Raw genomic sequence first — 25,972 nt, 5'->3', positions numbered from 1 at the left:
GGGCTGTATCTACCCCCTTTTGTATCAGAAGAAGTTTCTCCCCCCGCGCCTGAAACGAACGCCCGCCGAATCTTCCCCTTCCCCTGACCGACTCACAGAAGAAAAGGAAGAGGTGAGGGTTCGGGGGGGCGGGAGGAGTGTTCCATGCCTCGGATCGCGTCAAGGAAGAAGGAGACTGCGTGGGAGATGGAATGGGAAGAGATCCGGCACCGCGAGGCGGAGGCGTATTTGAGGCGGGCCTATCGGATTTTGCGCTCCCCTCCTGGGATGAACCGGAGGAAAACGAACGATCCGTCGATGACGGGAAGATGCGTCGAGACGGAACCCCTGCTCAAAGCCTCAGGAGGATACGATGAAGATTAGCGCCTTGTACGCCCGGATTTCGCCTCGTCCGGAGGACGAGAGTCACACGATTGAGAGTCAGGTCGATGCCCTGCGGGAGCGGGCGAAGGCCGATGGCAACGAGGTGGAGTCCGAACGCGAGTATGTGGATGTGAACCAGAGCGGAACGGTGCTCCACCGCCCGGCCTTGGAGCGGCTTCGCGACGACATCCACGAGGGGAGGATGGAACTCCTCTACGTCTATCAGCCGGACCGGTTGGCCCGCGACTTCGTGGTCCAGATGGTCCTCTTGGATGAGTTCAAGAAGGCCGGAGTTGAAGTGGTTTTCCTGAACCATCGGTACTCGGACCGGCCGGAGGACCAGATGCTTCTCCAGATGCAAGGGGTGTTCGCACAGTATGAACGTACCCTCATCTTGGCGGCCAAGCAGGGTCGGATCACGGGCGGTCGGGCCCCCTTTGGGTACGCCTTTATCCGAAAAAGCGACGACGGCATCGGCGGGGCGATCAAGATCCATGAGGCGGAAGCCGAAGCCGTGCGGTTGATGTACACGGGGTTGGTGGAACAGGATTTGAACACCCGCGAGATCGCCCGGCGCCTCAATGAACGCCGCATGCCCATGCGCAAAGGTCCGGGGTACTGGTCGTCGGGGTATGTTTCCACCGTGCTTCGGAAGGAGTGCTACAAGGGGCGGCGGTATGCCAACCGCGAGACGTTCTCGGACCGAGTGCATCCGATCGGCCGGCAGGGATGGAAGGACATCCGGCCGGGTCTCAAACGGGGCCGAACGCATCGCCCGAAGGAAGAGTGGATCGCGGTGCCCTGTCCGGCGATCGTGGACGAGAAGACCTGGCAGGAGGCGCAGGAGCGACTCGACAAGCATTCTCGGTTCTCCCGGCGGCACAACACCCAGCACGCCTATCTCCTCAAGAGCCTGCTCATCTGTGGTGGGTGTGGGCGCCGCTTGGTGGGCCACCCCAGCACCGGAGATCAGCATCTCTACCTCTGCCCGGCGAGGTATCCCCTGGACCGTCCCGATCGATGCAAGGCCCCCGGGGTGCCGGCCGATCCCGTCGAGCGGATCGTGTGGCAGTCCCTCCAAAAGATCCTGAGCCGACCGGATCTCATCCTTCAGTACGCGGCCCAGGGCCTCCCGGACCCCATGCACCAGACGGTCGAAGAGCGCGAACACAATCGCATCGACATCCGGCTCCGGATGCTGGAGAAGGAGGAGGAGAGACTGCTCGATGCGTACCAGAGCGGCCAGATCGAGATGGACCGGCTCAAAGAAAGAAAAGAGCGGATCGCCCATCAGAAGACGCACCTGCGAACCCGTCTCGCCGAGCTCGAAGCGCGTCGCCAAGAGGAACGGAAACAGCTACACTTGATCGAAGGCGTGAAAGGCTTGTGCGAGGAAGTTGTCAAGGCTCTTCAGAATCCGAGCTTCGAGCAAAAGGTGAACATCCTGCGCCTCCTGGTGGACCGCGTGATCGTCAAAGGACGTCGCATCACCATCCGCCATATCATTCCCATAGGTGATCTTTCTTTGAGCCACGGTTGCGCCCCCATTCTGCATGACCGGTTTGTTCGGCCCCAACCCACATGGAATCGGCCCCCGGGGCACTCGGCCAAGTATGCCTCACCTTCGTGGCTCGGCTCTGGAGCCGAGTACCGCACCGTCCTGGCTGGCATGCTTGACCTATGGGCCGGCAGGCGTAGAGTAGACGGAATGCACGGGAGGGCGGGAAGACCAGAGCGAAGGGACCGCCTGTTCGCACGGGGGATTTGTTTCCTTGTTGTGTCAGCAATCCTATCGTCTTGCCTGAGAAAAACCGAGCAATCTGCCACGCTTGATGCGGCTGTTGAGGACGCCGTTCCGATGGCGGTTTCCGTGCCTCTTTCCACCGAGGTCGCTGCGGCCCTGAACGGTGTGGCCGAGCAGGATGAGGTGGTGGCGGACATCCTGGTCAACGACGAGTTGGTGGCCGAGGGGATCCGCGGGGGCATCCGGGGCGGAGTGCGCGGTGATGTTCAAGGAGGCATCCGGGCGGCGGAGGCATCCGGTGTCCGCGGAGGCGTGAGGGGCGGTGTCAGGGGGGCGGCGCGTCGCCAGGCAGAAGAGGGCGAGCTTGCCTTTGCGTTTGAGGTCACTTTCTTTCTACCCAAGAAAGCCGCCCGTGATGGCGAGAACACCTTCCGCACGCGGGTCCGTCCCGGCCGGCACCAGGATGTCCCGCTCGTCGAGGTCAGGACGACCGTGAAGATGAAGGTTCCTCCTCCCGTAGCGGAGCCTTCAGGCTCCGCAGGTCAACCTTCCGCAGGTTCCGTAGCCGAGCCTTCAGGCTCGGTCTCCTTCGAGATCCAAATCGAGGAGACCTCCATCGCCCTCAACGACGTGGATCTTCCCGATCTGGATGGGAATGGAGTCTCCACCTTGGTGGAAGTGGCCACGGTTCTGGCCACGCCGGCCCTTGAGGGAGCCAAGAAGATCACGCTCGACCAGGCCGTTCAGATTGCTTCCGATGCAACGTCCCAGGCCAAGCCGACGCAGGAGCAGGCGCAAGCGGCCTTCCAGTCGCTCGCGACGAAGCTGGAAACGAAGGTGAAGGAAGACTTCAAGGCCGCGGGCGTCACGCCGCCGGCAGCGGTCAAGATCGAGATCAAGGAAATGGACCTCACACCACCGGAGACGGTGGTGTCGTCGAACGTCGAACGTCGCACGTCGAACGACCCGTACACCTTCGCGTTCGCGTGCAACGAGGCGTCATGCACATTCCGTTGCTCCCTCACAGGCCCCGAATCGTTCGAGCCCAAACCGTGCTCCACCCCATTCGTCCTGTCCGCCTCAGGCGGATTGTCGAAGGACGGGTCCTACACATTGAACGTAGCCGCGAGCGACGCGCTGGGCAACAAAGATTCCACGCCCGCGACCGTCACTTTCACCGTCCTGCCCGCGTGCGCCCCTTCCGCCGAAATCTGCGACGGCAAAGACAACGACTGCGATCAGCTCATCGACGAGGACTTCATAATTGCCCCCTCCCCCTTGGCGGGGGAGGGTGTGGGTGGGGGGGCCTCCCTCGGCCAACCTTGCACCGCTGGCGTGGGTGCCTGCCAGGCCAGCGGAACGGTTATCTGCAAGCCCGATGGCTTGGGCACCCGCTGCTCCGCTCTCCCCTCAGTCCCCGCCGCCGAGGTTTGCGACGGCAAGGACAACGATTGCGACGGCAAAACAGACGAAGACCTCCCCTCCGCTTCCTGTACCTCCTCCCAACCCGGCGTCTGCGCGCCCGGCAAACAAGTATGCGTATCCGGAGCGCTTACCTGCGCGTCCACGGTGTCGCCCGGCGTCGAGTCCTGCGACGGCGCCGACAACGACTGCGACGCGAAAACGGACGAGGACTTCACGAACAAAGGGCAGGTGTGCTCGGCGGGTGTCGGGGAATGTGGGAGGGCGGGGACGAACGTGTGCAAAACGGACGGAGCCGGCACGGTCTGCGATGCCGTTGCCGGATCTCCCGCAACAGAAATCTGCGACTCAAAAGACAACGATTGCGACGGCCTCACGGACGAGGGAGCTGTTTGTACGCCTCCCGACACCACAGCCCCCACCGCGCCGGACCCTACGAAGCTCACAGTTACCATGAATCTGCCGGGCACGGCAGACCAGCTTTCCGGTTCCGCAGGCGCGGTCGAAAGCGGCAGCACCGTCAAAGTGTTCTCGGACGGCCTTCTCACCGCGCTCATCGGTCAGTCCACCGCCGCGGGCGCTGGCTCGTTCACCGCCTTCAGTATTGGAGACAATCAGTCGGATGCGTCGGATCTGATCCACATCGTGGCCCGCGATGCGGCCGGGAATCAGAGCCCGGTGACCTCAAAAACCAATGACAAGACCCCCCCCACGGGCGGCACGAACTCGATCAACGCCGGTGCGGCCTACGCCGGCACCACCTCCGTCACGCTCACCCTCTCGGCTACGGGAGCGACGTCCATGTCCTTCTCGAACGACAATTCGTCCTATTCGTCCTTCGAAACCTATTCCACCTCGAAGGCTTGGACCCTGGCGGCGGGCGATGGAACCAAAACGGTCTATGCCACGTTCGCGGATGCCGCGGGAAACCCCAGCTCGCCGGTCTCCGATACGATCACATTGGATACCGCGGGCCCCACCGCGGGAACGGTGAACGACGGCACGGGGGCGGATGTCGATTTTCAGTCGGCTACGAATGCAACGGACTCGAATTGGGCGGGATTCAGCGATGCCGGTAGCGGAGTGGCGGGCTATGAACAGAACATCAGCAGTTCCACCGCATGCACCGGAGACATGGCCGGCACCACGCAACTGGTGGCCACGAACATCAATCGCACCGGACTCGCGCTGACGAATGGAACGACCTACTACCACTGCGTTCGTGGTAAGGACAATGTCAACAATTTCGGCGCGTGGGCGTTCTCGGACGGCTTCAAACCGGATACGGCGGCGCCGTCGTCCGCGATCACAACGCCCGCCAACAACGCGAAGCTAAGTTCGCTGGCCCTCATTTCCGGTACGGCTGCGGATGGCGCCGGAAGCGGAATCAACACCGTGCAGCTTTCCGTTCAGAGGAATTCCGACAGCTTCTACTGGGATGGAACTTCCGCATGGCAGGCGGGGCTTGTGTGGCTTGCCACGTCGGGGACCACCTCATGGAATTCTTCCTTCACACTTCCAACGTGGGTCAGTGGAAGCGCATACACGATCAAGTCCCGGGCGAGCGACAACGTGACGAACATCGAAACGCCCGGCGCGGGGAACGCGTTCACATTCGACAACACGCCGCCGACGTTCGGCGGGCTGACCTCCGCCACGGCAACGTCGGCAACGAACGTTGATCTCGCATGGAGCGCGGCGTCGGACACCGTGAGCGCTTCCGGCGCGATCGTGTACCAAATCTGTCGCGCCACCACGCCCAACTACTGCACCACCACCTGGAGCGTGACGTTCACAACCTCGGCCGGTGCGACGACGTACAACGACGGCTCGCTCACGCAGGGAACCAAAGTCTACTACCGCGTCCGCGCCCGCGATGAAGCCCTCAACGTCGAATCCAACACCGTCGAAAAATCCGCCCTCACGTGGTCCACCATCGGCATTGCGCAGGTCGTCACGACCCACTTCGGCTACCACACGTGCGTCCTCGCCTCCGGTGGAGCGGTGAAATGCTGGGGATACAATTCCAGTGGTCAGCTTGGGGATGGGACGACGGTCAATAAATCGACCCCCGTCGCTGTGTCCGCGCTGAGCGCGGCTGTAGCCGTTGCGGGGGGCTACAATCACACCTGCTCCCTTCATTCCGACGGCAAAGTGAAGTGCTGGGGGGACAATAACGAGGGTCAGCTTGGGGACGGGACGACGGTGAATAAGACGACGCCCATCGCTGTGTCCACGCTGAGCGGGGCTGTCGCCGTCGCGGGGGGTAATATTCACACCTGTTCCCTCCTATCCGACGGCACGGTGAAATGCTGGGGGTACAATGGCAGCGGTCGGCTAGGGGACGGGACGACGGTGGGCAAATCGACCCCGATCGCCGTGTCCGCGCTGAGCGGGGCTGTCGCCGTCGCGGGGGGCAACTGGCACACCTGTTCCCTTCTTTCCGACGGCACGGTGAAATGCTGGGGTGACAATGGCTCTGGTCAGCTTGGGGACGGGACGACGGTCAATAAATCGACCCCCGTGACCGTCACCTCCCTTTCCGGCGCGGTCGCCGTGGCGGGAGGGTACTATCACGCCTGCGCCCTCGCCTCGGATGGAACGGTGAAATGCTGGGGCCGCAATTTGTATGGCGGGCTTGGGGATGGGACGACGGCGGACAAGACGACTCCGGTGGCCGTTTCCACCCTTTCCGGCGCGGTCGCCATGGCGGGAGGGATCTACCACACCTGCGCCCTCGCCTCGGATGGGAAGGTGAAATGCTGGGGATACAATCTCAATGGTCAGCTTGGGGACGGGACGACGGCGAACAAGACGACTCCGGTCGTCGTTTCCGCCCTTTCGGGCGCGGTTGCCGTGGCGGGAGGGAACTCCCACACCTGCGCCCTCGCCTCGGATGGGACGGTGAAATGCTGGGGGAACAATCTCTACGGTGAGCTTGGGGACGGGACGACGGTAGACAAATCGACTCGCGTTACCGTCTCCATGCCCGCCAGCCCGATGGGCGTGAAACTTCCGCGCCTCCACGAAGGCACTGCCTCCGGCGCCCCTGCCCGGCCGTGGCGCGAAGGACTCACCGCCCACCTCGGCAATCACACCTGTTCCCTTCTTTCCGACGGCACGATGAAATGCTGGGGATACAATCTCTACGGTCAGCTTGGGGACGGGACGGGGGCGCAAAAGACGACCCCCGTGGCCGTGAGCAATCTCACGGGCGGTGTCGCCGTGTCCGGGGGCCAGAATCACACCTGTTCGCTTCTTTCCGACGGCACGGTGAAATGCTGGGGCGGCGGAGGTGCCAACAATTTTGGCCAACTCGGGGACGGGACGACCGCCGACAAGTCGACCCCCGTGGCCGTGAGCAGCCTGTCGGGCGGTGTGGCCATCGTGGGGGGCGGGCTTCACACCTGTTCCCTTCTTTCCGACGGCACGGTGAAGTGCTGGGGGTACAATCTCTTCGGTCAGCTTGGGGACGGGACGACGGTGAACAAATCGAACCCCGTGGCCGTGAGCAGCCTGTCGGGAACTGTGGCCGTGGCGGGGGGCACCTCCCACACCTGTTCCCTTCTTTCCGACGGCACGGTGAAGTGCTGGGGGTACAATCTCTTCGGTCAGCTTGGGGATGGGACGACGGCGGACAAATCGAACCCCGTGGCCGTGAGCAACCTGTCGGGAACTGTGGCCGTGGCGGGGAGCTACGATCACACCTGTTCCCTTCTATCCGACGGCACGGTGAAATGCTGGGGGCAGAATAACACCGGTCAGATCGGGGATGGGACGGCGGCGGACAAATCGACCCCCGTGGCCGTGAGCAGCCTGTCGGGAACTGTCGCCGTCGCGGGGGGCGCCTCTCACACCTGTTCCCTTCTTTCCGACGGCACGGTGAAATGCTGGGGGAACAATGGCTACGGTCAGCTTGGGGACGGGACGACCGCTAATCGCCTGACTCCCATCGCCGTGTCTTCCCTTTCGGGCGGTGTGGCCGTCGCGGGGGGAGCCTCTCACACCTGTTCCCTTCTTTCCGACGGCGCGGTCAAATGCTGGGGACGCGGCGATTTCGGCCAGCTCGGCGACGGCACCACCGTCAACCGCCTCACCCCCGTCCCCGTTACGAACCTGCCGTAATCCGTGGCCCGCGGACGGTTGAGAATCGATGGACTTATCTGGCTCGACGATATCGTCCACAAGTTGGCCACGAAACACCACGTAGAGAAAAGTGAAGTACGGGAACTCCTGTCAAATCTTCCCTCATTCCGCTTCGTTGAAAAGGGGTACCGCAAGGGTGAGAATGTGTACGAGGCCATGGGACGCACACGTTCCGGACGATACTTGATTGCGTTCTTCGTGTTGAAGAAAAACCACCAAGCCCTCATACTATCCGCAAGAGACATGAGTCGGTCCGAACGGAGGAGAAATGAGATCTAGGAGAGGCAGGAGTTCCCTATCGGGAGCCAAGTCCTATCGGGAGATCGGGGAGTTCTGGGATACGCACGACCTGTCCGACTATTGGCCGAATACGAAACCCGTTTCTATCGACGTGGACATCCAGTCGGAGACGACATATTGCGCCCTCGATGAAAGGCTCTCTCGGCAAGTGCAGCAGCTCGCAAGAAGGCGGGGCATGTCCTCCACTTTCCTGATAAACCGCTGGGTTAAGGAAAAGCTTCAGGCGGAAAAACGAACGCCCTCAAGATAGGTTCCTCACCGGCTCCTCATTGGCCAGGGGCATTGTTGCCTGATTTCAACTCTGGTCTGGTACGTCGGTCTTGGGGACGTGATTGACATCAGACTTGCTGCGCGATGCCAGTGCCCACTTCGGAATTCTCTCCAGCATGCCTTCGGGATAAGGGGCAAGTCGTCGCCATGCAAAGAATTTGACCGAACCCTCACGCAGCGTGATGGCCTTCTGGCGCAAGCTCGACCAACACACGCTGGACTATGGGAACTCTGACGGTGAAGAACGGGGTTTCGCTACCTGAAGGAAGCCCGACCAACAAGGCGCGCTTGGCGGTTGTTCTTGCGCGGTTCACTCACCCTATTTGACTGGGCTTCGACCTTGCCAACACCATCCCAAGGCTCAACCGCCTCGACGCAAAGCCTTTCACTCCCAATGGCCCGCCATGCACGCATTACCTTCAACGCATAAGCATCGCCCCGCGCCCGATTCGGGCTGTGGTACAACGCAATTGCCCGTAAGATGTCCTTGGTCCGGAGATAGTTCTCTGCAAGTATGCGTGCTCCACGCCGAACACAATCGCCAGCGTCCAACAGGTGTACAGCTTCTCCCCGCGCCAGCTCCTTCCCCAGATGCTGCGAATTGATCTGCATGACGCACAGGTCAAACGATTCCCCCCTACGCCAGGCAACCTGCGCCTTACCGGCCGCTTCGGAAGGCAACAGCCCCTGATAACCTTTGCCTCTCACGTTTAGAGCGTTTCGCCGCGCGCCACTTTCCACCTTTGCAATCGCGTACAGCAACTTCGGCGACAGACCGAACTCGACCGCTGCTGGTGTGAAAGGATCCTGGCACTCCGTCCCCTCCGCTCCGCTTGCTACTCTGCGAAGCGGCGCCTCGCTGCGTAGCACGAGCCACGGACGACCCTCTGCGCTTCGCTCCAAGGGCGGCGAGCGGAACGGCCGTTCGGCCTTTACGCCGCGAGATGAAGAATCATCCGGTCCTTGCGTCGAGTCAAGAGCGACGATCGCAGCCAAGACCACACCCCACAGCATACTCACGTCAGGGTGCACCCTCTCGCGCCATCCTTGGCGCTCCGGGTACGGTCCGCCGTCCGGGCACCGCCTTTCGAACACGAGCCGTTTAGCATTGCAGCCTGACTTGCTTCACGCAGGACTCCCACATGTTCAGCATGCTGACCGATCCCGGACCCACGGGCCTCCCTTCTTTCTGTGGCAGCCGCCCCACAAAGTGCCCCTGATGGGACAGCAATCTCATCTCATGTCCCTCCGGGCAGTCAAACAGGCGCATCAAATCCGCCCGGCGCGGCACTGAGTCTCCCTCGTCCACAATCGCCTCCCACTTCCTGAGCCCTATGAATTCGCGAGCCGGAACCGTCCACGCCTCCCGCTCCTGGTATCCCTCCTGCCAGCCCTTGCCCAAACTCCGACCCAGGTGGGAAAGCCCATGCGCGGCCATCGAAAGCCCGCGTTGGTCCGACCGGCTCACCGACCGATATGTTTTGCGCGTCTGTCCAAAGTAACCTTGAGCGATATCCGCGCTGTCCGCCCCGAGAGTAAAAAACATCTTGACGGCGCAGTTTTCGAAGACCCTTTTCCGAAAAGAAGGATTCAACCCCAGGCTCGGGTCCTCCAATGTCTCGATTGTCTGCAACGCGGGAATGAGTCGAACCCGCGCCTCCCGGCATTGCTCGAATAACACCGCCATCTGCGGAGAAGCAAACGCGCCGAACTCATCCAGAGCTACCGTGAAGATAGGGTCGGGCTTCTGGTACGAGAGATTCATCAGAATCCGCCCGATGGAAGCCTTCAGGTTTGCCACGAAAAGTCGCCCGAACCTCCGTGCGATATCCTCCCGCCCCATGGGCGCCAGACACACGGCCACCACGGCATTCCCTCGGATGCAATCCATCATCTCAAAGTCCGGGACAGCCGGGCAGAAGACTTCATCGTACGGAGGGCTGGTAAAAAACCGGAGGTTCGCGTCCATCTGCGACAGCATCATGGCCAACTTGTCCGTGTTGCTTTTTGACATCTGGTATCGGAGCAGCTCGTCCTCCAAGAGTTTCACCTCTTCCGGAATCCCTTGCGAGCGGCGATACGTTCCACTCCGGAGATACCGTACGGCCAGTTCCGGATACGCAAAGAAAGCCCTTACATCCTTGAGGGTGTACCTCACGCCCGTGCTTCGCAGCGCTTGCATCAGCGGATGCAGGAAACTCGTGGCCATTTCCGAGTAGTAGATCTTGTCGCCCCGGAAATATTCGGGGTCCAGCACGCTCAGAACCACTTGAACCTGTTCCGGGGCCGTCAAACCGAACAACGGATCCCACCGATGGGTTCGAAGCGCCCGACCATATACCCCCGCAGCCTCTCGGTCCGCACCCTCCCGGTCCATCCATGGACCTCCGGGTACGGTCCCTTCCGCTCCGCTCCAGGGACGACGATTGGAATGGCCATCCGATCCCGGCGTCGTCTGCCATCGTGGCACTGCGGGCCCGTCGCGCCCGATCCGGTTGATGTCCAGCAGATAGAACTGGTCTCCCCGCCCCGCGTGAACCGCCATCCAGTGCAGCGTTTTCAGGACCTCATCTGTCGGCTTACCTGTCACATGGAGATACCCCCCGCCCCCGGAGATGATGCAATTCGCCAGGTACTTGAGAAACGTCGTCTTCCCCGCCCCGCTGATGCCGACGATTATCACGTGCTCCACCCCATCGTTCCAGATCCAGACCGGCTTCCCACTCTCCACACTTCGTCCGGTTTGAAACACCCTTGGAAAGCCTCCAAGCCTTCGGCCACCCGTCGTCGGCCTCCGACGGTCTTCACCCCGTCCGAACCACCTAAACATTGGAACCTCCTTCTCGCTGCTTGCTGCGGCGTCGCCAAACGGCAATAGAGCCAACGGCCAGCAGCAGCGCGTACGCCGCTGTCGGGACTTGGCTCGGATCCACGACTATGAAGGTGACCGGAACGAGCGCCACAAACAGCCACCCGCTCGGATCAAGGCCGAGGTGACGCGTGCGTTCGGCCCCATCGCGCTTCCAACTGCTTGACCCGCTAAAGTCCATGCCCCCTGCGCTCCGCTCCGGGGACGACGGAAGGAATCGTTATGGGGTCCCTGCGTCGCGCCTGCTCCCTTCGCCTACCGGCCTCTTCGGCCGTCGTCCCCTCTACGAGGTCGTGGACCTCACTGGCTCGCTCTGCCACCACGTCGCTCTCCGCGTGACAGATGAACCGCGCGATGTCTCTCTCCCCCCTGCACTCATCCGGTAAAGAGTCGCTATGATGGGTCCCAACCCACAACAGAAGCCGCTGTCTGTCATCCTGCGGGAGCGCCTGGAAGGTCTTCAGTCCGGCGATAAGCATCCTGCTCTTGTGCTCATGATAGGGGCCAAGAAAGTGGTGGGTTCCCTCCCCTCGTTGGTCGGAGTCCAGCTTCCCCAGAGGAGCGCCCATGACCCCCGCGAACGCAAGATCCCGCGCGCGACGGTCCCGTCGCAGACTCGCCGGCCACTTCCGTCTGCGGAAGTGTTCCAACATCTCTACGACCGCATCCAAAAGCCGCCCCCCGTCACGCCCTGCACCGAACGTCAATCGTTCACCCGGGTAACTCGCATAGAGGAGCCCCATCTCAAGGCACAACTCCACAATCTCCGGGGTGCGGACGGTATCTACAACGCATCCAGTCAGTCGTCGGCCTCTGGTTGTCAATCGAAGCACCGGGTACGCGACCCACGGCCGCATTGAAATGTGGTATCCAGCTTCGATTTCTCCGACATTTTTTCCTGCCATCTCAGATACTTTGTCTCGCTTGGCCGAAAACACAGCCCACCAGACGAGCCAGCCAAACACGACGAACAACCCCCCAACCGCAAGCCTCCAGAGATGAACCAAACATCGGACCTTGATCTTCGCCGGGAGGCTTCCGTTCTTGTGCGCCGCCAGGATCACACGACGGATCGGCCAAGAAGCGTCAATGTATCGATCCGGAAACCAGCCGTGATCCGACAGCAGGCGGGCGGTTCCACTCGAAAGATCGAGGGCCTCGTCGAAACTGCCGTCCGCCTCGGCAAACGTCTCCTCCAGACCCGGGACGCGGCCCCCCGCCAAGTGGAGCATGTAGGCCCCGGCCAGGATGGCCACGACTATCCACAAGATCACATCGAATTCGGCATCCTTGTCCTTCTTCATCGCTTTCCCCTCCGGGTTCCTCCGATGAAACGAACTGAACACAACAGGAGATAGTCCTCCAGCCCGGTCAGCTCCAGCGGAACCCCTCCCAAGCTTTCACATGTCTCACTCCGCAGTGATTCCACGACCAGATCCGGATGGGCGAAAAACAGTCGCACATCCTGGAGCGTGTACTTCTTACCGATCCTTTGAAACACTTGCATCAACGGATATGGGAAGCTCCTTGTCGTCCCTAGCTTCCTATGCACGAACTCCCGTCCCTTCAGCGGCGTCCAACCGCACGTAACCCGGGAAAACCAGCCTACCCACTTCGCAAGGGTGCTCCATGTAGCCTGGGTGCAACGCAGCCCGCGGCCGCTCCGTGCTGCCACCCGTTTCTTGCAGTGGGAGTTGGCCCGCCGATTTCTCTCCATCCTTGCCAGTCACGTACGCCACAACGTCGACACTCTCTCCGTTTGTGTTTGTGGGACTCGGGGGTTGGCTCTTCTCCATGACAACCCTGTCTCCTTTCGCCGTGGGTAGAGCCACCAAAGGTCTAACACTGTCGCCGCCCGGCCCACGTTCCCCAGCTCGTCTGTCATGGAGCAGATGAATCTCCCGCCTTGTCTCACCGGTGGGCATCCGAACCGACAGGTGCCCGAGCACAACCGGAGCCGCGTTTCCGCCAAGACGCAGAACCGACTCCCTCCCGACCATGGCCCGTACCAATACTCGGGAAACCATTTCCGGCGGAAGAACCGCCGCGGCGTCCTCGAGGATCCCCAGCGCCCGCGCCTCACTGTTCGTGACCCACACCAATGTCGCTCCGGGAACCCAGCGGAGCACTTCCCTGTACTGCTCGAATTTATTCTTTAACTGCCCGTGCGTCTCCGTCCCCCGATCATTTTCATCCAACGCCGGCGTAACGGTCCTCTCCCGGCACAGCATGACCACACGCCACCCTCCGGCTACGCTCGCCTCACGGATTACCGCGGCCATCAGGAATCCCGTTCCCAGCCAATGAACGAATTCCGGATCATCAACCGACTTTGCGCCCACCCCCAATAGAACCTCCAGTGGCCGCCCCGGACCCTCGGGGGGGATCGTAATGATGCGCGCCCCCTTGTGCCGAGACATGATCCTTTGCGTGATGGAGGCATACCGGCCGCTCTCGGAAACGTTCCCGATCTGGCGTGCAATGCTCCACGTGAGGCACTGGGATCTCCGGAACAGATCCTCAACGCGCTCCTCACCACTCATCGGGAAAGGCACGCGCTCTTCCGTCAGATACCGCAGAGTCGTGCCCACCCACGGTTCCTTCGCCCCGAGTTCCAGTTCCAACTCTTTCAGCGGACCCCTGATCTCCCCATCGCCCGCTGTTTTCGCCCCTTCCGCTCCGCTTCGGGCCGGGTCGGCCATCCTGGCCGCTCCCGCCTTCGCGAAGCCCGCTACGGCGGGCGAAGGAAGGTCCGGCACCCCTTCGGCGTCCTGCCGGCGGGCAGGTTCACTGGTACGCCGAGGTGCGCGCTCCGATTCACTCGCGGTCCCCTCCGGCCTCGACGCCTTTTCAAGGGTGGACCCTACGGAAGCCGCCCTCTGCGGCCCCTCACCCCTGACCTCGCGCTGTCTATCAATTTCCATTGTCTTTTCATCGTGGACCGCGACTGCGGTGCCAGGATGGCCGACCGTACCCGGAGCGCCATGGAGGGCGGCGGAGGGTGACGTGGGCGAATGACTCCCAGCCGGCGATGCTGAGATCCCATGATCCTTCCACTCATCGTCCCCGAAGCGGAGCGGAGGGGGCGACCCTGCCGGCGTCCGGTGCCGCTTCAGGACGCCCCGACGCGATGGGTCGAGGCTTTCCTTGTAGAGGCGTCGACAAAACGCAAACGCGTTTTCTCCGGAATCCGCCTTCCGATCCCTGAGTATTTCCCCCACGACATACCTCGCGGCGCGCGACAGCGGAATTGCCATAGACACAAACCGGACGGCGAATCCGGGATCCGTTAGGACCGGTCTGCCCGTGGCCCGATACCACGGGTAGAGCACGGTTATGGCAAATTCATCCATGAGCTTTTGGCCAATCAGCAGGTAGTGAAGTCTTGGATGCAGCAGCGCCGTACCCGCGTACACGATCATTACCCCGGCGAAAATGGATGGGTAGCCCATGAAGATCCCTCCCCATCCGAACCAGAGAAATACCCAGTACACCAGACCTGTACTGATGAGGCACTGCGCGAGCGGGTACGAGAAACGATGGACGGCCCTCCGCCGCCCGCACCCTCCCGGTCCATCCATGGACCTCCGGGTACGGTCTGCCATCGTGGCACCGTCGCCATTCGAACAAGACTTTCGAAGAAGGCGAACACCCACCACAAATCCCACCGAACACACGCTCAACGCCATGACATGTAGAACGTCCTTCCAGTCTCCCTTTGTTAGCGCCCAAGGAATAGCCTCCGAGAAGACGCGGATCCACCTCTTATAAAACGCAAGGAGATCAAGCCACATCGTATCCCCGCTCTTCAGGCGTCAACCGCAAATCATCCGCGCCGCCGCCCCCTCCGCTCCGCTCCAGGGACGACCCCATTCGCTCCGCTTCTGGGGCGACGGGCGGATTCGCCATGGGGTCTTGGCGTCGTGAGTGGAAGGATCGTGGGATCTCAGCATCGCCGCCCCGCCCAGCACCCCAACCCCGCCTCGCGCGGACTGCGAGATACAGCACCGCCGGAAGGACCAAGTACACCCAACAGACGCACCTCACCCAGAAGCGCACGGGGGCTTGCGCCTTCGTCCCCTCCGCTCCGCTCCACGGACGATCCCCTTCGCTCCGCTTCGGCCCCCCTCCGGGGACGGTGATTGGAAGCGATGGGGATTGGCACCGGGACGACGACAGGAATCGACATGGGATCTTCGCGTCGCGAGATGAAGAATCATGGGGGCCTTGCGTCGTCAGACCCATCCCGGCCTCCCACTCCTCAACCACCGTAGCGTTCGGTCGACCCGCTTGCCGGTAGTAGTAATGAACTCCGACCAGTCCGCTCAGGAGCAGGACTTCCAGAGCCACCATCTCTCCCCCAAATCCGGCGGACTCCATCAGTGCGCCGTGGATCCTGAGACCCACAAGCGCCCAGTACGAAACTCCCAGCACCAGATGGTTCAACGCCAGGTTCACCCATAACCCCGTTCCCCGCCGGCCGCGCGCGCGGCTGGCGGCGCCAAGGCACAGCATCAGGAAGCCCAGACCGGGCGAGAGACTGAGCCACAGCAGCCCGCCCGAGTGCGCGACAGGAATCCATCCGCCCTGACCCAATACACTTGAGTGGAAAACGCGCCAGTGATCCTGCACCACCCCGACGACGCTCATTTGTCATTCCCCTCCGCTCCGCTCCGGGGACGACGAGAGGAAGAATCATCGGGGCCTTGCGTCGCCTCCGGCGCGACGGGCAGTTGGATGATCGTGGTCTGCGTCCCGTCGCTGATTTCATATCTGCCGCCGCCCAGGTGGCGCGAATGCGCCGTGGCCGCCCCCTTAATCCTGGCATCCTGCTCCCTGCTCACAGAGTTACACTCCGTATTCTCTTGACACTCCTCCTTGCGCATTTCGGATTTTAGACAGCTCTCCCGGTCTCCCGCGGCGAGGCCTGCGCAGCGCTCGGACTGTGATCGGACCCGGTTGGCCCTCGACACCGTCTCCACACCGTCCTTCCCCGTTGCCTCGCGGGCCGCCTTCTCATCTCCCGCCGTTTTCGACATCTGCCTGATTTCATCCACCGATCGATAGATCGTGTACGCGCTGATCACCACGCCCGCCAGCTTGAGGAGGGTCTTGATGTACTTCCTGTATTCCCGATACGTCTCGATGACCTTCTCCGAAAACTCCTTCACGCGCATGCTCACTTCCGCGCTCTTGAGCCACCTCGCCCCACCTTCCACAAGCAAGTATCCCTTCGGTCCCGTTACGGCCCCTATGGCCCGGGCTGCAACCCCCACTCCGCACCGCCAGGTAGCCTTGTCCACGCAGTGTGTGCGCTTTTCGTAGACGTAGAGGACCCAGCCATTCATGTTGAGAGCGGAACTTTTGGAGAAGTCAAACATGTGCGCCGGCATGTCCTTCATGTCCATGTTCGGGTCCACGCACGTACCGGCGCCAAGCTTACCTGCGTCGGAAAGAAGAACTCTTCTCACGTCTCCCATGCTCAGCCCGGGTAGACCCAGGTCGTGACTTCGTTGGACCGCCCGCAGCGCGAGTACAAGCGCGCCCTGCGCTTCGTTCCCTGGATCTTCGACCTCACCGTAGGTCGGGTACGCCGGTCCGTACGGACCGAGCGTCTTGAACCCCAACAAGGCCCGCGGAACCCCTGTCGCAAGCGTCTTTCCCTTGAAGGCCAACTCATCGGTTGCGACAAAATCTCCCAATCCGGTCGACCAGTGCCAGAAGTCCAGTTCTGAGAGATAAACCGGATAGATCAACGGATAATCTGGAATCATTCTCGGCTCGCAGTTCTGGTCCAGTTCCAGCATTGAGTAGGGATCCCAGTCCAGCTCGTACACGTGGGCTTCGCGCCTGAATTGAAACGATCCGTTCTCGTACTTGCTTTCACCCGAGCCCAGGCGTTCGAGTCCGAGCTCCCCCAGGAGCGCACCCGTCCCCGCCCCCAGCGCCGCCATTTCGGCGCTTCTTCCGCTCAAGGCTCCCAGCGCCCCCCCGATCACACCCATGCCCATCGTTTTCCACCCGGCTTGCACCTCCTCCAGCGCCCTCTCGACCAAGTAGCTGAAGGGTTCACCCAAGAGCACTTCACCCGGCTTGTTGACGATTTCGACAATGAACCGCGGCGTGTAGTAGCTGACCGCCGCATTTGTTGCCGGGCACACAACCGGTTTGACTTCAAGGCCGTACCCAAGACACGTGGGGTTGAGGAACGAGTAACAAAGATTCACCAGGTCCCCGGCTACTCCGGTTGGGCTCTCCGAGGCACTGGCCGACGAAAGGTCCCACAGCAGGCACGCGCTTGCCGCCACACCCGCCACCACGTAACGAAGGTTTCTCAATTTAGGCCGCCTTCGCTCCATGCGGCTTCTCCTTCGAAAGCGCCTCGATCGCTGCCAAAAGGTTTCCCGCGCTCCGCTGCTTTTCATCGAGCACCTTCAGATCGTCTCCGTCCATCGTGAACATCCAATAGCTGAACCCGTCCGGAATCACCCTCAGTACCGTATCCACCGTTCGGCCGCCGTGTGCCGTTTTCACGTACACTTCGCTGAAATACCCCTTCTTCCATTGCAGGGAGCGCACCAAGTTGGTCCGGGCGTCTGACAGGTTAAGTCCGCTCTTGAGCGATGAAAACGCCTCGTCTCTGTGCTGGAAGATAATAAAGGTTGATGAGTTGTTGATGATCGCTTGTCCAGCCGCGCTCTTGGCCACGTCTTCCATGTCCTGCGTCATGAACAGAACCGCCGCGTACATTTTTCGGAAAGTTTTCCACGCCTCCCTCGCGAACTCCTCGCCCGCATCATCCTTTAGCGCCGCCCAGCCTTCGTCCATCGGGATGATCTTTCTCACCCCGCGCAGAGCCGGCCCCGAAACCAGTCGCTGGATCTGTTGGATCACGGCGCCCAGCAGTGGTGCGTGGAGGTCTTTGTGTTCCTTGGCTCCCGTCAGGTCAAACACGGTGAAACGTGGCAGGTCCCCCGTAGGCAGGGTTGAGGGACCGTCAAATATCTCGCCGAAGACGCCGACCCCCCTCAGAAACGGCCGTAGTCTGAGCGCAAGACCCGCTCCCAAATCCCCCAGAGATCGGAGAGCGTCCGCCACATCCGAAAGGAAAACCTCCTCCCCTCCCTTGCCCGCGAACGCGGACCTAACGCCATCGGTCAGCACGGCCCTGACTTCGTGCGACATGGGACCCTTGGCCCCTTGGTCCTTGACCATGAGGTACAACAGATTCGTCCAATACGCAGCCTGGTCCTCGGAATATTCGCCGGCGAAAAGGTTCATCCGCACCGGCTTCTTGAGGTCCACCTCGATGTATCGCCCCCCCAAAACCTCGCACAGTTTTCGGTAGGATCCGCCCATCATGTCGATCACGAAAAAGTACGGCTTGTCCCTGTGCCGGAAGGTCTGGAGGATGAGGTCCTGCATCATAAAGCTTTTCCCCTTCCCCGTCCCACCCAAGATCATCGCGTGCGGCGCTCCGTCCGCTCCAAACAAATCAAAGCCAACCATCTCCCCCAATCGGTTGACATAGGCCGCCACCCGATTGTTCATTCCCCGCCAGCAGCCCCACACGGGCGTCAGGCAAGCGAAGCGGTCTGACAGCACGGTCCGAAGGCGCCTGAGGCTCGTGTCGAGCGCCGCGTCGAAGCCAAGCGGGAGAGACGAAAGGAGGACCGGCAGGCACACAATTCTTTCTACCGTCGCAGTCCCCATCAGGCTCCGAAACGCCTGCCCCACCTCGTCCTCAATGCGCGCCTCTTGCGACGCTTTGCCGACGGCCACGACGTGGAGCGCAAACTTTATCAGGCGCCTCCCCTGGGAATGAACCTCCGTCGAAACCTCCTCAATCTCCTCCAGCGTTGCCCGGGCACCGAAATTCTCCTGGCCGAGCATACCCCGCGAGTGACGCCCCAGAAAAAAACGGGCGACATCGAGGCCCTGAATGGCATCCAGGCTGTCCTCAACTCTGAAGTTCAGCGTAGCCACAAAATCGTAGGGGATGCGTTCGATCAGATCCTGGATCATCCCCGGCCGTACCTGACTCGGAAGACCCGTGAGGGAGAATGCCTTGATGACCTTGCGCCCTTCCGTCCCCTGTTCCGCACCCGTTAGGATCCGCCCCCCTGCGACCTCGTACACCTCCCGGCAAACCTGATGTCGCAAAGGCAACTCCGGGTCGAAGGGTGTGCGACCGTCAAGCGGACGCTGATACGACAGATTCGGATTCAGGATGATGTCGAGTAGCCGCAGAAGAGCAGAAGGACCCACGGGTCGCGGGTCGAGGCCCAACCAGTCGAGTCCTCGGCGAACCGTCTCCACCCAGCGTTGGAAAACCTCCTTCACTTCATCGTGCCGGCGATCTACCTTGTCCCTGTGGTAGCTGCCCGAACGGACCATCCCGAGAACGCGTGACCAGCCACCCTCAATCTCACGTTTGCCATAACGCAGCGTGAAGTAGTACCGCACGGATCTCGCCCGCATCGGGTCACCCGGGACGAACCCTTCGCGTACCGCCCGTTGATGCCGCGCCATCCGGTTGTCCACCAAGGCCCGCACGATCTTATTGTCCGTGTCCGTTCCGGCTTCGTACGCGTCCACGTCCTCATCGACGTGACCACTCGAAACAATGATGAACTGGGCGTCAACGCCTGAAGGGATATCCGCGAAGAACCGTTCGGCTTTCGCTACGGCCTCGTTCCGGATCTCTTCCGTTTCGCTTTCCGAGGCGCACGGTGTGAGCTCGAAGATGGCGCCCATCGCGCCGTCCACTCCCATGTACACCCCGGCCGAACGATCATGGAACCCGTACGGCAGGAGCTCCCCGAGGTCCTCTCCTCTGGAGAAGAGGACCTCCAGGACAGCTCTTGACACCGCCATCGCCGGCCGCTCTTAGGGCTGGCTGCTGGTGGGGGTGGTCACCACCACTGCGGTGCTGTTGAACCCGTTGATCTTAGTCAACGCCTTATTCGCAAGCCCCACCACGAAGCCGGCGAGAAGGAAGGCCGTGAGGCTTCTCACCACCAGTGAACCTTTCGCGATGTACAGCCCGAGCAGGAACATCGCGATTCCGATCACGAAAAGAAGCGGGATCAACACTCCCTTCGTGAGGCTTGTCGCGCTGTCCGTGTACGTGACGATATCGTTGAACTCCGGCGAGATGTTCACCGAGTTCGAGGTCCCTGCAGCGGCCGCTTCACGCGCCACTGCGGCGGTTCCGGCCAGCACGGCGATCGTCAAGCACAATCCGCCGACGAGCGCTGCAATTCTTTTTCTTACCGATGTATTCATTCGACTGTACCTCCTTCCCTTTCGGGATGCCGCTCTATCGAGCGGCGGTTTGCTTCCCTTCGATTCATTTCCTTCCTTATTTCTTGGTGGATCGATTCCCGCCCGCAGGACGCGGTAGCGGTGCCGGAAGCGGCCAGGATGGCCGACCCGGCCGCTCCCGTCAGAGCGTTCGCGCCTGATCGCCCCCTCCGCTTCGCTTCGGGGACGATGAGTGGAAGGTTGATGGGGTCTCTACATCGTCTTGCGGACTCGATCACACTCATGACCACACCATAGAGCAACCCCATGCCAAGGTACCTGCCCAATCCCCTGCTATGACGCCTAAATCCATGCGACCCTAACCAAAAGTCCTCCGCGTTTGTTTCACCTGAAACAACGGAGCCTCCCGCCCGCGATCACCGACCTCATCGTCAGCGGTTCCTCCCCCTTGCCGGATGTTTCACCTGAAACAAACACGGAGTATTTGTGGTGCCGCCTGCGTGGAATTCCCAGTCATCCCGAACGGCTGCATCAGTCCCTTGGCACGCCCATGCTTATAGTTTCTCCAAAAGAGGAGGTTGGAGATGCAAACCAAAAAGACACTGCGAATACAGAAGGACCTGGTCGTCCACGCCGGCTCCGCGGATGACCTGTTCTCGCTGGCCCTTACGAATCTCGAATCGCTCACGGACTACATGCCTGACATTCGATCCATCAAGCCGATTCACAAGACGAGTTCTCAGGGAACCGTAATCCGGACCGACCGCTGGGTGGTGGAGGCGAACGTTCCCAAGCTCCTCCGCAAGGCGATCGGCGCACAGGAGATCGCTTTCGTCACGGTCAGTTCCTGGTGCCCACGCACCAATTCGATCACCTGGACGATCCGCGTCGAGGGCTTCGATGCCTACATTACCGGAGAAGGCTTGTACCGATTTTTAGCCGGCGACGGGAAGACCCGCATCGACGCGGAGATCCTCCTTCATCTTGATCTCGGAGCATCCCGCATTCTCCGATCCACCATTGGCCGCCTCGTATTCTCCCAGCTTGAGAAATTTGCGGCCGCGGTTGTCGCCATGAAGCTCTCCGGCATCGCCCACGCGATTGAACAGTTCGTTGCGGATCGAACTCTCAATCGCACCGACCTCTCCGCACTGCCTGCCTGACCCATGAAGACCAGCCCCCTGAACCCAGCGACAGGCCCGCAGAGGTGCCCTCGCCCTCTGCTCCGAACATTCTTCTTCCTCGTTGCGGCCGCGGCAGCTACCGCCTATCTGCTCAAGCCGTCATCTCAGGGCCGCTGCACGGAAAGGGCCAGCTGCCCGCATCTCCTGGACGCCTCCAGTGCCCAGCCAACCGCTGTTCTCGCTGCCCTTCGGACCCAGATTAAAACATACCACCAAGTCAGGCAGAGCCTTACCACCTTACGACAACTCCTGTCCGGGGAGGACCCACTACCCTCGGATTCGTTGTTTCTCCCCACAGGGCCTGACCGGATGCAAGGCACTCCACCATCACCGCCCCACAGATGAATACCCTCGCCAAGCTCCTTGTTCCCCTGCGGTCGGTCCTATCGACCCTTGTCATCCTCTCGGGTGCCATCATCTCGCCCGGACTCGCCGGCGCGTGGATCGATTTCCTACCGTGCAAGATCAACTTCTTTTCACGGGACTGTGTGAAGCCATCCTCCAACGACAAGGTGCCACCCACTCAGCTTCCCAAGAACAAGACCCTTGCCCCCGCTCCACGAGACACAGAAGAGGAAGAGCCTGGGCGACCACCCCAGGCGCCTGGCGCCGTGGGGCCGACCGAGCAGGAGGTCCAACTGTTTCTTGCCGCGCCCACGGAACAAAAAGCCTCGGAGATCGCCGCGAAGCTCAGAGAGACCATGACTCGGGTCAACTACGGATCCGCCTTGCTCGCCCAGGCCCTTGCGGCCGAATGGGCATCCATGGGGTATACCATCCCTGGCGCCCTTCCTCTCCCAGCTCAACCATCGCCGCAGAACGCATCGCCCCAGAACGCCAGCTTCCAATTTCCAGCGCCTGACCGCCCCACCATTCTCTATTTCTCACGCGAGGGGTGCCCTTTTTGCGCCCAGCAGGAACCGATTCTTGCCGAGATCCTCAAGATATCCCACGGCCACATTCAGGTCATCGGCGTCGCCCCATCCACCGGTTATCCGAAACGCGCCCTTCCGTTCCCGTTCATCCCGGGTGATTCGCTCTTCGAATCGGCAAAGATCACGACGACACCTACAATGATATTTCTCTCGCCTCATAGCTCGGAACCCACGCAGCTGCGCGGCCTGAGCTCGCGCGATGCAATCCTCGGAAGACTCCGCGAGGTTGCGCCGGACCTCCCCCACTGGATCCGATGAACCCCGCACCTATTCCGAAAGAAGCGCGCCGGGTGGGATCGTGTCGGAGGCAAAGCCGCCTATCGGCACCTGTCTTTGCCACGCCTCAGACAGACGAAAGAATAGGTGCGGGGTGAAGACGCCGCGCCCCCTTCGCTTCGCTCCGGCCCCCTCCGGGGACGGTGATCGGAAGGGTATGAGGATCGGCACCGGGACGACGATCGGATTCGCCATGGGGTCTTTGCGTCGCATCCTTCTCGTCTCGTTCGGCCTCGCGACGGCGTTTCTCGTTTTGGTGGCGCCCGTTCCTCCGGCCCATGCGGAACCCTTCGCGACTGATTATGGTCGCACCCCCGACAAAAGGCCCCCTTGGTATGGATCGGGAAGCGCCTCGGGGGACACGGATCTCCGAACGTTCAATTTGCACTGGGCTCCTGATCAGCCGCCATCCAATACGGAGCTCTTTCGTCTGCAGATGCCGGGTGTTCATATGAACGGTTGCCAATTCGACGTGAACAATTTCATTGTCCAGCACGCCAACGTCGACCAGCTCCGCCAGGTGGTCTCCAGTCTGCCGGCTACCGCCGGCTTTGCTTCCCTGTATCTCATGAAACACCTGCCCAAGGTCGGTTCCACCATCGACGAGCTGCAACGTATCGGCGCGATGGTTGCCTCCTTCCAGATGGCCGATTGTCAACAAATGGCCCAGTTTGCAGCCCTCAAGCTCTCTCAAGAAACGCAAGGATCCAGCAGTCCCTTCCTCAAAGACTACAACAAACGACTCGAGTGCGTCGCTCGCAAAGGTCAGGCCGCGGACGCCGGCGGCTGCAGCGACCCCTCTGCATTGGAAGACTGGTGGAAGAAACTCGGCATCCCCGGCGCTTTCACTGCGGACCAAGCCATGGAAAAGATCGCCGGAAACGTCTGGGCGAATTGGGGGCGCAAACTTTGGCCAATGCAAAGCTCCATCGAGGCCGGTCAGACCACGAGCACACCCATTGGCGATAAGACGCGCGAGCTCCGCCGCTGCCTCAAGGAGGAAGTCACGCGCACCGTGGACCGGATCGCCGCCAATCCGTCCATTGTAGGGCCCGATGGCGCCCGGGCCGAACTGGAAAAGCTCTATTCCGTACCCGGGGGTCGTTCAGGTCTCAGCCTTACCGTCTACGGCACGACCAAAACCTTCGGCTCCGACACCCCCCTCATGCCCGGTGGAGTCTGCGACGGCGCCTTCGCGGACGCCCGTCAAATCCCCCTTGGTTCCCTCACCTACTATGGAGCCGCGCTCTGTCGCGCCAACGCCGAAACCCACAACGACGAGTTCGACCGCTTGTGTTTTCTCGCCAAAGACATCGTCGCTGAACACCTGGCGAATTTCGTCGTCTTGAGACGCACCCAGGCCGTTCTCACGGCCGCCAACCGCGCCCACATCTTTCCCGAAGCCGCCGGCCAGTCCGTCCCCAACGACACGCTCCAGCTTCAGACGGGAGCCAAAGAGGAGCTCCGCGCGCTCATCCAGACCGTTCAGACCGATCTTGGCGTTCTGGAGGGCAACGTCGGGAAACTTTCAGACTACCATGACATCTTCAGGCAGGCGCTCGTTGAACTTCTGAACGAGGTGGCCGCCTACGAACGCACCAAGAAAGCCTGGGTGATTGAGCAGGTGCGCTATGGTGCAATCCGCCCCGTCGATGTTCTCCTTGAGGCCGGCGCCCAGCCGCCTCCCTCGGTGCTCGCGAAACACCCATGACCCCGCACCTATCCCGTCACGGGATCTCAATCGACATCGCGCGTGAGGGGAAGCTGTCTTCGGCTACAATCTTCGGCATCCGAAGCCACCTTGAAAGGATAGGTGCGGGGTGACCTTCACCGTTCAATCCCTCACCAGGCTGGACTCTCTCCTGACCGACATGGCCTTCCGGGCCGTCACGGCGGCCCTCGGTCCTTTCGGGAAGGGTCTCATTCCCTCTCTGGCCGCGGCCGTCTCCTTGGTCCTGATCGCCTATATGGTCTTCAGAATCCTCTTTCAGGGCGACTACCTTTCCTTTCCGCAGGTCGTGCTCAAGCTCTTCCTGGGCGCCCTCCTCTTCATGCCGGTCAATGTGAGGATCAAGGAATTCACCGTTGCCGGACCGTCGGCAGTGAATTTCTACCAAGGAATCAACGTGCGGGCATCTGCGCCCGTACCCCTCCTTCTGGCTCTTCCGGTCACCATCGTTGACTCTCTTGTCACCTTCACCGTCGCTGCGGCCGATTATGGCGTGAAGGGGACCTTTCGGGAGGCCCCATTCCTGAACGCCAGACAATCCTACCTCATGGCGGCGTCCGCGCTGCCCGATCCCCGCCTGCGGCAGGATCTTCGGTCTTGGCTCGACCACTGTTTTGCCTCGGCCGCTCCATATCTCGGAGGCGGCGAGACGCTTGACCAGGCCCTCAGCCATCTGCCCGCGCCCCCTCCGCTTCGCTCCGGGGACGACGAACAGAATCGTTATGGAATCCCCGCGTCGCCGGGTCCGTCGACTGCCGACGTCAATCACATGTCGTGCAAGGATGCGAAAGATCTCCTTCAGAAAGAGATGCTTCAAAAAGCCAGGGAGCAGGTCGGCATGACTCTACCCGACCAGCTCGTTGCCGCCGCTGGTCTTAACAAGGAAGGCCTGGCCAAGAAACAAATGCAGATGTGGGCCGAAGAGGAGGTCGAAACCTGGGAGCAATCGACCAGCCTCCTGGTGGACAAGGGGGGCGGCGTGATCTCCCTCATCACCAGTGCCCTCGGCTGGGTTTCAAAAATCGTGATACACCTTTTCGGTCTTCCCCTTATGACCGCCATCGGGGGCGGTATCTCCTTCGTTATTCTCCTCCTTTACCCTGTGTTTGCCATCGTCACCCTGACAACGACCAACTACTCGACGGTCATCCGCTACGCCATGTTTCTCTTTTGGGCACGCAGCTGGCCCATCTACGTCTTTCTCTTTCATGTCATCGACTCCCTGCTCGGCAGTTTCAGCTCCAACATGGCCGCCGATATCCATGACCCGCTCCTCAGCGGCCTGCAGGCCGCCTCCACGGTCTTCAACGAATCCCACTCCGTCGACATCGATACGCTTCGCAACATTTTCTATATCGGGAGCCTCTTCGCGCTCAAGGGCCTCCCCCGCTGGAGTTTCCGCATCACTCGTATGCTCTTCAGCGGATTCCTGGACGCCAGAGTGTAGCGATGCCAAGACCTTATGAT

17 protein-coding genes are annotated in these 25,972 nt (G+C 61.3%); 8 read left to right on the top strand and 9 right to left on the bottom strand.

Annotation, left to right across the window (positions count from 1 at the left end):
• Positions 1-144 precede the first annotated feature (144 nt).
• Genes HYT87_12795 through HYT87_12780 form a run of 4 tightly spaced genes read left to right on the top strand, consistent with a single transcriptional unit; the run spans position 145 to position 8,225 of the window.
• The gene (locus HYT87_12795) at positions 145-363 is read left to right on the top strand and encodes a hypothetical protein (GenBank protein ID MBI2060640.1); all 219 of its coding nucleotides are present in this window, start codon (positions 145-147) and stop codon (positions 361-363) included.
• Positions 353-7,654 (top strand): recombinase family protein, encoded by a 7,302-nt coding sequence (locus HYT87_12790; protein ID MBI2060639.1) that lies wholly within the window; start codon positions 353-355, stop codon positions 7,652-7,654. The genes HYT87_12795 and HYT87_12790 overlap by 11 nt, the downstream gene beginning before the upstream one ends.
• Positions 7,655-7,672: 18 nt before the next feature.
• Positions 7,673-7,954 carry a BrnT family toxin gene (locus HYT87_12785; GenBank protein ID MBI2060638.1) on the top strand — a complete coding sequence of 94 codons (282 nt, stop codon included), beginning with the start codon at positions 7,673-7,675 and terminating at the stop codon, positions 7,952-7,954.
• Positions 7,944-8,225: a hypothetical protein gene (locus HYT87_12780; protein ID MBI2060637.1), complete on the top strand. Its 282-nt coding sequence runs from the start codon at positions 7,944-7,946 to the stop codon at positions 8,223-8,225. Before HYT87_12785 ends, HYT87_12780 begins: the two co-directional genes overlap by 11 nt.
• Positions 8,226-8,500: 275 nt before the next feature.
• Here HYT87_12780 and HYT87_12775 read toward each other — a convergent pair whose 3' ends face one another.
• From HYT87_12775 to HYT87_12735, 9 genes are all read right to left on the bottom strand, one after another.
• Positions 8,501-9,241, bottom strand: a complete 741-nt coding sequence (locus HYT87_12775; GenBank protein ID MBI2060636.1) for a lytic transglycosylase domain-containing protein — start codon at positions 9,239-9,241, stop codon at positions 8,501-8,503.
• 106 nt (positions 9,242-9,347) lie between these two features.
• The gene (locus HYT87_12770) at positions 9,348-11,075 is read right to left on the bottom strand and encodes a TraM recognition domain-containing protein (protein MBI2060635.1); all 1,728 of its coding nucleotides are present in this window, start codon (positions 11,073-11,075) and stop codon (positions 9,348-9,350) included.
• A gap of 209 nt (positions 11,076-11,284) precedes the next feature.
• A complete protein-coding gene (locus HYT87_12765) occupies positions 11,285-12,418 on the bottom strand; it encodes a hypothetical protein (protein ID MBI2060634.1) in 1,134 nt (377 codons plus the stop codon).
• On the bottom strand, positions 12,415-12,621 hold the full coding sequence (locus HYT87_12760; protein ID MBI2060633.1) for a hypothetical protein: 207 nt from the start codon (positions 12,619-12,621) through the stop codon (positions 12,415-12,417). Before HYT87_12760 ends, HYT87_12765 begins: the two co-directional genes overlap by 4 nt.
• 37 nt (positions 12,622-12,658) lie before the next feature.
• The gene (locus tag HYT87_12755; protein ID MBI2060632.1) at positions 12,659-14,719 is read right to left on the bottom strand and encodes a hypothetical protein; all 2,061 of its coding nucleotides are present in this window, start codon (positions 14,717-14,719) and stop codon (positions 12,659-12,661) included.
• A 178-nt stretch (positions 14,720-14,897) separates the two neighbouring features.
• Positions 14,898-15,764, bottom strand: coding sequence for a hypothetical protein (locus tag HYT87_12750; protein ID MBI2060631.1), 867 nt, complete (start codon positions 15,762-15,764; stop codon positions 14,898-14,900).
• Entirely contained in the window at positions 15,761-17,452 is a 1,692-nt protein-coding gene (locus HYT87_12745; protein MBI2060630.1) for a hypothetical protein, read from the bottom strand. Before HYT87_12745 ends, HYT87_12750 begins: the two co-directional genes overlap by 4 nt.
• 1 nt (position 17,453) lies before the next feature.
• Positions 17,454-19,991: a TraC family protein gene (locus HYT87_12740; GenBank protein ID MBI2060629.1), complete on the bottom strand. Its 2,538-nt coding sequence runs from the start codon at positions 19,989-19,991 to the stop codon at positions 17,454-17,456.
• A 12-nt stretch (positions 19,992-20,003) separates the two neighbouring features.
• Complete coding sequence (locus HYT87_12735) at positions 20,004-20,402, bottom strand: hypothetical protein (GenBank protein MBI2060628.1); 399 nt, start codon at positions 20,400-20,402, stop codon at positions 20,004-20,006.
• 563 nt (positions 20,403-20,965) lie between these two features.
• Here HYT87_12735 and HYT87_12730 point away from each other — a divergent pair.
• The 4 genes from HYT87_12730 (at position 20,966) to HYT87_12715 (ending at position 25,952) form a co-directional block, all read left to right on the top strand.
• Positions 20,966-21,544, top strand: a complete 579-nt coding sequence (locus HYT87_12730) for a hypothetical protein (protein ID MBI2060627.1) — start codon at positions 20,966-20,968, stop codon at positions 21,542-21,544.
• Between the two features lie 362 nt (positions 21,545-21,906).
• Positions 21,907-22,758, top strand: coding sequence for a conjugal transfer protein TraF (gene traF, locus HYT87_12725; protein MBI2060626.1), 852 nt, complete (start codon positions 21,907-21,909; stop codon positions 22,756-22,758).
• Positions 22,759-22,870: 112 nt separating this feature from the next.
• A complete protein-coding gene (locus tag HYT87_12720; GenBank protein MBI2060625.1) occupies positions 22,871-24,487 on the top strand; it encodes a hypothetical protein in 1,617 nt (538 codons plus the stop codon).
• 109 nt (positions 24,488-24,596) lie between these two features.
• Positions 24,597-25,952, top strand: coding sequence for a hypothetical protein (locus HYT87_12715; protein ID MBI2060624.1), 1,356 nt, complete (start codon positions 24,597-24,599; stop codon positions 25,950-25,952).
• Positions 25,953-25,972 lie beyond the last annotated feature (20 nt).

It is taken from the genome of Nitrospirota bacterium (assembly GCA_016180645.1).
In the GTDB taxonomy this organism is placed as follows: domain Bacteria; phylum JACPQY01; class JACPQY01; order JACPQY01; family JACPQY01; genus JACPAV01.
The sequence above is the reverse complement of the archived record's forward strand: the minus strand, read 5'-3'. Positions and strand labels throughout refer to the sequence as shown.